This window comes from Rhodococcus sp. P3_B8 (genome assembly GCF_056402775.1).
Genome location: NZ_JBFUGT010000225.1, coordinates 1 through 10733 on the forward strand (window position 1 = coordinate 1; position 10733 = coordinate 10733).

General features: G+C 67.4%; 10 protein-coding genes and 1 pseudogene. 3 read left to right on the top strand and 8 right to left on the bottom strand.

All coding sequences use genetic code 11. The annotated features are described in order from the left end of the window. The 8 genes from AC1D1G_RS34465 to iolC form a co-directional block, all read right to left on the bottom strand. Window positions 1-281 (bottom strand): aldehyde dehydrogenase family protein (locus AC1D1G_RS34465; RefSeq protein ID WP_477955588.1); only part of this gene is annotated, 281 nt, incomplete at its 3' end. An 11-nt stretch (window positions 282-292) separates the two neighbouring features. Beyond that, a complete protein-coding gene (locus AC1D1G_RS34470; RefSeq protein WP_005261338.1) occupies window positions 293-1165 on the bottom strand; it encodes a sugar phosphate isomerase/epimerase family protein in 873 nt (290 codons plus the stop codon). A gap of 5 nt (window positions 1166-1170) precedes the next feature. Beyond that, window positions 1171-2238: a Gfo/Idh/MocA family protein gene (locus AC1D1G_RS34475; protein ID WP_005562834.1), complete on the bottom strand. Its 1068-nt coding sequence runs from the start codon at window positions 2236-2238 to the stop codon at window positions 1171-1173. A 26-nt stretch (window positions 2239-2264) separates the two neighbouring features. Continuing rightward, entirely contained in the window at window positions 2265-3170 is a 906-nt protein-coding gene (locus AC1D1G_RS34480; RefSeq protein WP_265146199.1) for a sugar phosphate isomerase/epimerase family protein, read from the bottom strand. Window positions 3171-3205: 35 nt separating this feature from the next. Beyond that, complete coding sequence (iolD, locus tag AC1D1G_RS34485) at window positions 3206-5158, bottom strand: 3D-(3,5/4)-trihydroxycyclohexane-1,2-dione acylhydrolase (decyclizing) (protein WP_477955591.1); 1953 nt, start codon at window positions 5156-5158, stop codon at window positions 3206-3208. A gap of 2 nt (window positions 5159-5160) precedes the next feature. Then, window positions 5161-6057, bottom strand: a complete 897-nt coding sequence (iolB, locus tag AC1D1G_RS34490) for a 5-deoxy-glucuronate isomerase (RefSeq protein WP_280782360.1) — start codon at window positions 6055-6057, stop codon at window positions 5161-5163. A 21-nt stretch (window positions 6058-6078) separates the two neighbouring features. Further along, window positions 6079-6978, bottom strand: coding sequence for a Cgl0159 family (beta/alpha)8-fold protein (locus tag AC1D1G_RS34495; RefSeq protein WP_477955593.1), 900 nt, complete (start codon window positions 6976-6978; stop codon window positions 6079-6081). Next, window positions 6971-7960, bottom strand: coding sequence for a 5-dehydro-2-deoxygluconokinase (iolC, locus tag AC1D1G_RS34500; RefSeq protein WP_280782362.1), 990 nt, complete (start codon window positions 7958-7960; stop codon window positions 6971-6973). The genes AC1D1G_RS34495 and iolC overlap by 8 nt, the downstream gene beginning before the upstream one ends. A 202-nt stretch (window positions 7961-8162) precedes the next feature. Between iolC and AC1D1G_RS34505 the strand changes: the two genes are divergently transcribed. The 3 genes and pseudogenes from AC1D1G_RS34505 to AC1D1G_RS34515 all read left to right on the top strand — a co-directional run. Beyond that, complete coding sequence (locus AC1D1G_RS34505; protein WP_009474056.1) at window positions 8163-8900, top strand: GntR family transcriptional regulator; 738 nt, start codon at window positions 8163-8165, stop codon at window positions 8898-8900. 31 nt (window positions 8901-8931) lie between these two features. Then, the gene (locus AC1D1G_RS34510; RefSeq protein ID WP_477955595.1) at window positions 8932-10293 is read left to right on the top strand and encodes an MFS transporter; all 1362 of its coding nucleotides are present in this window, start codon (window positions 8932-8934) and stop codon (window positions 10291-10293) included. 188 nt (window positions 10294-10481) lie between these two features. Then, window positions 10482-10733: pseudogene (locus AC1D1G_RS34515) on the top strand (sugar ABC transporter substrate-binding protein); the annotation flags it as partial.

Here is a 10733-nt window from a genome sequence, read left to right on the forward strand (position 1 = left end):
GCGGTGATGATTTCGGCGAGTTCGCGCTTGCGGGCGTTGAGCAGTTCCCGGAATGTGAAGATCACCTGGGTGCGCTTGGCGAGGGAGGTGTCGCGCCAGGCGGGGAACGCGGCGGCGGCGGCGTCGATGACGGCGCGGGCGTCCTCGACGCTGGCGAGGGCGACCTGACCGGTGACGGCACCGGTCGCCGGGTTGGTGACCGGGGCGGTGTTGCCGCTGGTCCCGGTGAACGTCTTGCCGTCGGACCAGTGTGCGATCTCGCGAGTGATGTTGGTGCTCATGTGTTGTCCTTTCACCGCGTGCGCGCGATGTAATCCTTCATGGTCTTCAGTTGGTAGCGGGAGACGTCGTGAGCGTTCTCGTCTTCGGCGAAAACGCTCGACACCATCACCGTGTCGGGTTTGTCGTAGAAGCCGAGTTCGCCGAGCCCGCCGAAGAACTCGTCCCAGTCGAGGTCGCCGTCGCCGATCTTGAGGTGCTGGTGCACACGCACCGGGTTGCCGGGCGGGTTGGTGATGTACCGCAGTCCGTGGGAGCGGTGGTGATCCATCGTGTCCGCGACGTGGACGAGCCGCAGCATGTCGCCGGCCGCGCGCATGATCTCGAGCATCCCGGCGCCCATGTGGTACGAGTGGCACGCGACGTACACCAGTCCGAAGTTCTTCGAGTTGATGCCGCGGATCATCCGGATGGCGTCCAGACCGTTCTCCACGAAATCGTCGGGGTGCGGGTCGATGCGAACGTCGATGCCTTCACGCTCGATGATGGGGACGAGTTCCTCCATCGACCGGTAGAAGGCGCGCTCCGATTCCTCGGCCTTCTCCGGGCGGCCGCTGAACTCGGTGTTCATCACGTTCACACCGAGGTCGACGGTGATCTGAATGGCGCGCTTCCAGTACCGCACCGCCGCCTCGCGGGCGTCTTCGTCGGGGCCCGACCACCGCAGGACCGGCAACACGGAGGCGATTCCGACGCCCGCATCGCTGCAGGACTTGCGGAACTGCCGAACCAGCTCGTCGTCGGCCTTCGGGTGGTTGAAGAACGGGATCATGTCGCGATGAGGGGTGAGCTGCAGGTGTTCGAAGCCGAGTTCGGCAACCACCGCCGGCAATTCGAGGAGGGAGTAGTCGTGGTGGAAGGGGGTGGGGTCGAGTGCAATCTTCATCGTGTTCATGCCCCCGGAATGGAGGAACGGTCGACCATGTCGACGGCCACGCGCTCGCCGGTCTCGAGCGACTGCACGCCGGCAGCGCACACGGCGGCGGCGGCGTAGCCGTCCCACGCACCCGGTCCGTCGATGTAGTTGCCGGTCTCCGCGCCCGTGCGGGCGGCGTTGACCCAGCGCTGGATCTCGACGTCGTACGCCTGGCCGAAGCGTTCCTTGAACGACGGGGTGATCTCCCCGCCCGACATACCTGCGCCCGAGCGGCCGTTGCCCGCGCCGGTGCCGTACTTGCGGACGAGTCCGACATCGAGACCGATGAACGCCGAACCCTTCTCGGCGACGATCTCGGTGCGCACCTCGTACGCGACACCGGTGGTCACGAAGACCTCGACGTCGACGTGGCGACCGGATTCGGTGCTGAAGAACGCGATCTGCGGATCCTGCAGTCCCTCGGGTGCACCCGGGTTCGCGGCGGGGCGGAGGATCTGTACCGAGGTGATCTCCTCGTCGAACAGGAATCGGGTGACGTCCACCTCGTGGACCAGCGAGTCCTTGACGATCATCGAGCTGTCGAAGCTCGGCGGCACGGCGGGGTTGCGGTGCACGCAGTGGGCGAGAAGCACCTGCCCGAACACACCATCGTCGATGAGCGACTTCAGCTGCTCGTACTCGTGGTCGAAACGTCGCATGAAGCCGACCTGGATCAGCTTCTTACCGAGCTCGGCTTCGCGCTTGACGATCTCGAGGGACGTGGCGACGTCGGTGGTCAGCGGCTTCTCACACATCACCGGCTTGCCGTGCTCGAGGCAGGCGAGAAGCTGCTTCTCGTGCGTCGGGCCGGGGGTGGCCAGGACGACGGCGTCGACACCCGGGTCGGCGATCGCGTCGAGCGGGTCGCCGATCACTCGGCAGCCGGGGATCCCGGCCGCGATCTGCTCGGCCTTCTCGACGAAGTAGTCGTTGACGACGGCGACGGTGGCGCCCTTGATGCGTTCGGTGATGCGTGCGACGTGGTCGGCACCCATCATTCCGACACCCAGGACGGCGATGCGCAGGTCGTTGCTTCCGGACATAGCTGACTAGCTCCTGACGTGATCGGTTAGACGAACGTGACGGACGGGATCCCGCAGGACCCCAGGTACTTACGGGTGCGCTGGGCGATCGGCAGCGGAACGTCCACAGCGCAGGGGTAGAGATCCTGCTCGACGATCGCGAACACGTCGATGTCGAGCTTCTCGATTGCGGCGAGCAGCGGCGGCAGGTCGGGGATGCCGAGCGGCGGCTCGATCATCGCGCCGAGCTTGACGGCCTCGCCGAACGGCAGGTCCTCGGCCTCGACCTTGGCGCGGACCTCGGGATCGACCTGCTTGAGGTGCAGGTAGCCGATCCGCTCGGGAGCGCGCTCGATGATCGCGAGGTTGTCGCCGCCGCAGTAGCTGATGTGGCCGGTGTCGAGGCACAGGTTCACGTACTCGCTGTCGGTGCCGTCGAGGAAGCGGTACACATTCTCCTCGGTGTCGACGTGGCTGTCCGCGTGCGGGTGGTACTGCGCCTTCACGCCGTACTGCTCGAACATCTTCTTGCCCAGCTCGTTCATGCCGCCGGTCTTCTTCTTCCACTGCTCCGCAGTGAGATTGCGGTCCTCGAGCACCTCGCCGCTGCTCGGGTCGCGCCACATCTCCGGGATCACGACCACATGCTTGCCGCCGGCGGCGGCGGTCAGCTTCGCGACGTCCTCGATCTGGGTCCACACGGCATCCCAGGAGTCGTCCTGGTGCAGGTGCTCGAACACGGTGCCGGCCGACAGTTTCAGATTGTGGGCCGCGAGTTCGTCACGGAGCTGCTGCGGATCGGTCGGCAGGTAGCCGTACGGGCCCAGCTCGATCCACTCGTAACCGGACGCGGACACCTCGTCGAGGAACCGCCCGTACGGGGTCTGCTGCGGGTCTTCGGGGAACCAGACACCCCAGGAGTCGGGGGCGGATCCGACGCGAATAACGCTCATCGGGAAATCCTTTCGAAAGTTCTACTGAGGGAGAGTTAGTTGCCGGACGGGCGCAGGAACGGACGCTGGATCTTCTTCCACTGCGCGTACGTCTCGTAGGCGGCCCGGGTGGAGTCGAGGGTGCTGGTCGAGCTGACCGGCACGTCCCACCAGGATTCGCTGTCCGGGGCCGCGATTCGCGGGTCCGTCTCGACGTGGATGACGGTGGTGTTGTCGCTGGCCTTCGCCACCTTGACGGCGTCGGTGAACTCGGCGGCCGTGTTCGCGCGGATCACGTCGGCGCCGAGGCTCGCGGCGTTGGCCGCCAGGTCGACGGGCAGGATGTCGCCGTCGAGCCGGCCGGAGTCGCCGCGGTAGCGGTAGTCGGTGCCGAACCGCTGCGAGCCGAGCGACTCCGACAGCGATCCGATGGACGCGAAGCCGTGGTTCTGCACGAGGACCACGATGACCTTGACGTTCTCCTGCACGGCCGTGACGAGTTCGGTGGCCATCATCAGGTACGAGCCGTCGCCAACCATGATGAACACGTCGCGGTCGGGGCAGGCCATCTTGGCGCCGATGCCGCCGGCGATCTCGTAGCCCATGCACGAGAACCCGTATTCGACGTGGTAGCCCTTGGAGTCGCGGGTACGCCACAGCTTGTGCAGGTCGCCGGGCATGGAGCCGGCGGCGCACACGACGACGTCGCGCGGATCGGACAGCGTGTTGGCGAGACCGATGACCTGGTTCTGGTTCAGTCCGCGCGAGTCGTCGTCGATCTTGTAGACCGAGTCCACCGTGGACTCCCAGTGAGCTGCGAGTTCTGCTGTGCGCGCACGGTACTCGCCGGAAACCTGGTAGCCGCCCAATGCCTCGGTGAGCGCCTCCAGTGCCTCGCGGGCGTCTGCGACGACGCTGACGCCGCCCTGCTTCACCGAGTCGATCGACGCGACGTTGACGTTGACGAACCGCACGTCGGGGTTGTTGAACGCGGTGCGCGACGCCGTGGTGAAGTCGCTGTAGCGGGTGCCGATGCCGATGATCACGTCGGCCTCGGTGGCGAGAGCGTTGGCCGCCGTGGTGCCGGTCGAGCCGATCGCGCCGACCGACTGCGGGTGGTCGTAGGGCAGTGAGCCCTTGCCGGCCTGACTCTGGCCGACCGGAATGCCGGTCGTCTCGGCGAACGAGGCCAGTGCCTCGGTGGCGCCGGAGTAGATCAGGCCGCCGCCCGCGACGATCAGCGGCTTCTTCGCAGACCGGATCACGTCCGCGGCCCGCTCGATCACCGACTTCTCGGGAAGCGGCCGGGCCACGTGCCACGTGCGCTCCGCGAACAGCGACTCCGGCCAGTCGAACGCCTCCGCCTGCACGTCCTGCGGAATGGCGACGGTGGCCGCACCCGTCTCGACGGGATCGGTCAGCACGCGCATCGCACTGAGCAGCGCCGAAGGCAACTGCTCCGGCCGCCACACCCGGTCGAAGTAGCGCGACAGCGGTTTGAACGCGTCGTTGACGGTGACGTCGCCGCTCGAGGGCAGTTCGAGTTCCTGCAGGACCGGTGCGCTCGCGCGGGTCGCGAACGTATCGGCGGGCAGGAGCAGGACGGGCAGCCGGTTGATGGTGGCGAGCGCCGCGCCCGTCAGCATGTTGGTCGAGCCGGGGCCGACGCTGGCCGACACCGCCCACGTCTGCAGACGATCCTTCTGGCGTGCGTACGCGACCGCGCTGTGCACCATCGCCTGCTCGTTGCGCCCGAGGACGTACGGCAGTTCGGATTCGGTACCGGCTTCGACGGCGTCGATCTCGGCCTGGAGCAGTGCCTGACCGAGCCCGGCGACGTTGCCGTGGCCGAAGATGCCGAAGCAGCCGGCGAAGAACTTGGTGCGTTCGCCGTCCCGCTCGACGTACTGGTTGGCGAGGAATCGGATGGTTGCCTGAGCCACCGTGAGGTGGACGGTGCCCTCGGCGTTGGGGTTCTTGCTCGCCGACATCGGCGCGGTGGACACCACGGTCATGCTCCTTCGGACGGTGCGTGGAGGGGGAGGCGGGGATCGACGGTCTGGTGTTCCCAGCTGCCGCGCAGCCAGGTGTGGGCCGGGTCGTCGCAGATGTTCCAGGCGCGGTCTTCGCCGGGGCCGGCCATGACGTTCAGGTAGTACATGTGATGTCCGGGGGCGGCGATCGACGGTCCGTGATAGCCGTGCGGCACGAGGACCACGTCGCCGGAGCGCACTTCCTCGAGCACCTCGATGGGCCGCTCGGGAGTGCCGTACACGCGATGGTAGCCGAATCCGGTTCCGCCGAAATCCACTGCGGTGGAATTGGCGTCGGCGATCTCGAAGTAGTAGATCTCCTCGAGCTGCGACTCGACGTCGCTGTTCTCGTCGTGCTTGTGGCTCGGGTACGACGACCAGTTGCCACCGGGAGTGATGACCTCGCACGCGATGATCGAATCGGCTTCGAAGCGATCGGCGGTGCCGAAGTTGTGCACCTGGCGGCTGCAGTTGCCCGCGCCGCGCAGTTCGACGGAGACGTCGGCTGCCGGGACGTACCGGAACGGGAACTTCTGCCGCGCGCGGGCCCCGCACAGGGCGAATCGTCCACCGGTCGCGCTCGCCACCGTGTAGGCCGAATCCCGGCCCACGTAGGCGAAGTCGCTCGGCCCGTCGAACACGGACCGCCGTCCGGTGAGGGCGAATTCGGTGCCCTCGCTCGACACCGCCGCGGACCCGGCCAATGGCACGACGATGATCTCGTCGTCACCGGACGCGAGTTCGGCCGACCCGCCGGGGGCCAGGGTGAGCACCCGGAGACTCGATTCGGTCCAGCCCGCGGATTCGGGGGTGACCTCGAGGTCGAACGGTCCGGTGGCCGCGGAACCGACCGGCACGTAATACTTGCTGTTCATCGTGGGCCTCTCCGGCGTGCGTCAGTGAACGAGGGATACGGCGGTGTCGACCGCGGCGGCGACGTCCTCGTCCCGCGGGTACAGCAGGGTGCGTCCGACGATCAGGCCGCGGACCGACGGCAGCGCGAGGGCCTTGGCCCAGCTCGCGAACGTCTCCTCGGGTGCCGTCTGCGGGTCTCCGCCGAGCAGCAGCGTCGGAAGCGTCGTCGCGTCCATCACGCGTTCCATCTCGTCGACCACCGGAAGCTTCATCCACGTGTACGCGGACGTGGACCCCAGGCCCTGGCTGATGTGGATCGACTTGATCACGGCGTCGGCGCTGAGATCGTTCTTGACCTTGCCGTCGACACGCCGCGACAGGAACGGTTCCACCATGGCCATCARTCCGGCCTCGGCCAGCGCATCGACCGCCTGGGCGCACGCGGTGAGGGTGGAGAGGGTGCCGGAATCGTCGAGATCGATGCGGCACAGCATCTTTCCGCCGTTCATGCCCGCCTTCGCGGTGCCGGCCGCGGTGTAGCCGGTCATCCGGTCGTCGAGTTCGAAACTGGCGCCGGCCAGGCCGCCGCGGTTCATCGACGAGATGACCACCTTGTCGTCGAGCGCGCCGAGCAGCACCAGATCGTCGAGGATGTCGGCGGTGGCGAGCACGCCGTCCACACCGGGGTTGCGCAGGGCGGTGCGGAGGCGGTCGAGGAGGTCGGTGCGACTGTTCATCGCGGTCGGACGGTCGCCGACCGAGAGTGCACCGCGGGCGGGGTGGTCGGCGGCGACGATCATGAGCCGGCCGTTACCGCGGAYCGTGGGCCGGGCGATCCGGGTCGCCCAAGCGCGGTCGATGGCGGCCGGGTCGTTCGCGCGTACCTCGGTGACGTCGGCGTAGGACGTGCAGACTGCGCGGTGAGCGAGAGTTTCAGACATTGACAGCCTCCGAAGTGGTGGAATCGGCGAGCGCCCGGACCTCGTCGGCCGTCGGCATCGCGGTGGAGCATTCGAGCCGGGAGGCGACGATCGCCCCCGCGGCGTTGGCGTAGCGCAGGATCTTCTCGAGCGGCCACCCGGCGAGCAGGCCGTGGCACAGCGTGCCGCCGAAGCTGTCGCCGGCACCGAGCCCGTTGACCACCTGGACGTCGTTCGGGGGCACCGTGATGCTCTGGGTGCGTGTCTTCCCGAGGACCCCTTTGGGGCCCTGTTTGACGATGGCCAGTTCGACGCCGAGATCGAGCAGGGCGTCCGCGGCCTTGTGTGCGTTGGTCTCGCCGACCGCGATCTCGCATTCCTCACGGTTGCCGACCGCGACGGTGACGTGCTGGAGGGCGCGCTGCACCTGAGCGGTGGCGTCGGCGGGGGAGGACCAGAACATCGGGCGGTAGTCGAGATCGAGGACGGTGTGGGTGCGGCGTCCGCGGGCCTCCCAGGCTGCGAAATGCGCGCTGCGGCTGGGCTCTTCGGACAGACCGGTGACGGTCGACCAGTACAGCTTGGCGTCGCGGACCGCGTCGAGATCGACGTCCGCCGGCGTCACCTGCAGGTCCGGAGCGACAGGTTTGCGGTAGAAGTACAGCGGAAAGTCGTCCGGCGGGAAGATCTCACAGAACGTGACGGGAGTCGGGTGCTCGGTGTCGATGCCGACGTAGCGGTTGTCGACGCCGAGGTCGGTGAGTGCCGTGCGGACGAAGCGTCCGAACGGGTCGTTGCCGACGCCCGAGATGAGCGCGCTGCGGCAGCCGAGGCGGGCGGCGGCGACGGTGACGTTGGCCGCGCTTCCGCCGAGGAACTTGCCGAACGTCTCGACGTGTTCGAGTCCGACTCCGGTCTGCAATGGGTAGATGTCCACACCGCAGCGCCCGATGGCGAGGACGTCCAATCCGTTCCGGTTGGTATGCGTCTGGATGGTGGTCAAGGCTGACTCCCGAATAGGTCGTTGTGGGTGGTCTGCGCAGGGCGCCGAGGTCTGATTGAAACTGTGCTCCACCTCACCGACTCCTGTCAAGACTTTGTCCTGACATTATTACTTGAAGTCAATCTGGTGTTAGTGTTCGCATACACTGCCGGAAAGATCGGCGACGGCGACGTCGCCCCGCGCACGAGGATCGGAGTTGTCCGTGGGTGCACCACTCGCAGTCGAGCTCGACCGATCGAGCCCGGTTCCGCTGTACTTCCAGCTCGCGCAGACGATCGAGAACGCGATCATCGGCGGGGAACTCGCCCCGGGTGACCGCTTCGAGAACGAACTGGCGCTCGCCAAGCGGCTGAACCTGTCACGCCCCACCACGCGCCGCGCCATCCAGGAGCTCGTCGACAAGGGGCTGCTCGTCCGCAAACGTGGGGTCGGAACCCAGGTGGTGCAGAGCGCCGTGCATCGGCCGGTCGAACTCACGAGCCTCTTCGACGACCTCGCGCGGGCGGGGCAGAGCCCGACCACCAAGCTTCTCGACTACCAGGTATCCGTGCCGGCCGAAGACGTCGCCGCCGAACTCAACCTGCAGCCCGGCGCCGAGGTCGCATCCATCCGGCGCCTCCGCAGTACCAACGGCGAACCGCTGGCGCTGATGACCAACCACATCCCGGTGGACCTCGCGCCGGACCCCGAGGAACTGGAGGCGCACGGCCTCTACCACGCACTCCGTGCCCGCGGCGTGCACATCCGTCTCGCACGGCAACGCATCGGCGCGAAAGCGGCGAGCAAGGCGGAGGCGTCGCTGCTCGACGAGAAGACCGGGGCGCCGCTGCTGACGATGAACCGAACCGCGTTCGACGACTCGGGAAGCGCCGTCGAGTTCGGCAGCCACTGCTACCGAGCGTCGCGGTACTACTTCGACACGACCGTTGTCGATCGCTAGAACCGCGCGCGCGACGTCGTTCCCCCGTGGAATGGCCCTGCTGGTGGCAGGTGCCCTCTTCATGGAGATTCTCGACGCCACCATCATCGCGCCCGCCGTCCCGCTGATCGCCGAGTCCTTCGGTGTCGACGCAGTCGACGTCAACATCGCGATCTCCGCCTACCTGGTCACGGTCGCCGTCCTCATCCCCGCGAGCGGGTGGGTGGCCGACCGGTTCGGGACCCGCCGCGTGTTCGTGGCCGCCATCGCCGTGTTCACGCTGGCGTCCATCGGGTGCGCGGCGAGTGTCTCGTTGCCGATGCTCGTCGCGATGCGGGTGCTGCAGGGAGTCGGCGGCGCCATGATGGTGCCGGTCGGGCGGCTCGCGGTGCTGCGGTCGAGCACGAAGAGCGACCTCGTCCGCGCGATAGCCCTGCTCACGTGGCCTGCGCTCGCGGCGCCGGTCATCGCGCCCCTGCTCGGCGGTGCGATCGCCACCGTCGGCTCGTGGCGATGGATCTTCGTCATCAACATTCCCATCGGCATTCTCGGAATCCTGCTGTCCCTGAAGCTGGTTCACGGGGCAGGCTCGCGGTCGACGAGCAGGCTGGACTGGCGGGGCCTCCTCGGAGTCGGAACGGGAATCGCGGCAGCCCTCATCGCGCTGGAGAGCATCCGTGTGACGGGCACCGACTGGCGGCGAGTCGCGATCGGGGGAGTGGTCGCGGTCGTTCTGCTGGCGGCCTCGGTGCGCCATCTCGCCCGCACGCCCCACCCGCTCGTCGACTTCCGCGTGCTGCGCGTGCGCACGCTACGCACCACTGTCACCGGGGGGTCGCTCTACCGGCTGATCGTCACCGCGGTGCCGTTCCTGCTGCCGCTGCAGTTCCAACTCGGCTTCGGCTGGACGCCGTTCCTCGCGGGTCTGCTCGTCGCGGCGTTGTTCGCCGGCAACATTGCCATCAAGCCCTGTACGACGCCGCTGATGCGGCGCTTCGGGATCAGGCCGATCCTGCTGGTCAACGCTCTGCTGTCCGTCGGCTGCTTCGGGCTGCTCGCCGCCCTGAGCTCGTCGACCCCGATGCCGGTCATCGCGGCGGTCCTCTTCGTGAGCGGGGCCCTGCGCTCGGTCGGATTCACCGCGTACAACAGTCTCGCGTTTTCCGACATCGAGCGTGCCGACCTCACGCACGCGAACACTCTCAACGCTGCCGTGCAGGAACTGGTGGCCGGTCTGGGTATCGCGGTCGCGGCGCTCGCCCTCACCGCGTTCACGCCGTTGGCGACGTCGTCCGAGCACKGGTTCGGGTCCGAATACTCCTGGACCTTCGTTCTTTTGGGCCTGCTGATGCTGTGCACGGTGGTCGACACGCTGCGTCTGCCGCGCGACGCCGGGGCAGCGGTCACGCGCTGAGCGCGCCTGCATCCGTCCACCCATCTGCTCGATTTCCGGGCCGTCTGCGGGGACACCCATGTCCGCTCATTTGATCTGTGGTCCTAATGTCCAGACAAACTATTGACTTTCGGGTGTGACGCGTATTACATCTAAGGCACACGGCCGAGACGTCACCGGGCCGTTCGTCCCCCCGAGAGGAAAAGCAGATGAACTTCCCCAACCGGCGTCGCGTGGCGGTACTGGCCTGCGCGAGTGCCTTGGTGATGAGCCTCGCGGCGTGCTCGAGCACCGGAGGCAAGCCGGACAGCAGCGGGTCCGGGATCGGCGCCGGCACCGCCGACACCCCGCGCATCACGATCGCAATGGTCACGCACGCGGCACCGGGCGACACGTTCTGGGACCTGATCCGCACGGGCGCGCAGGATGCCGCGGACAAGGACAACGTGGAACTGAAGTAC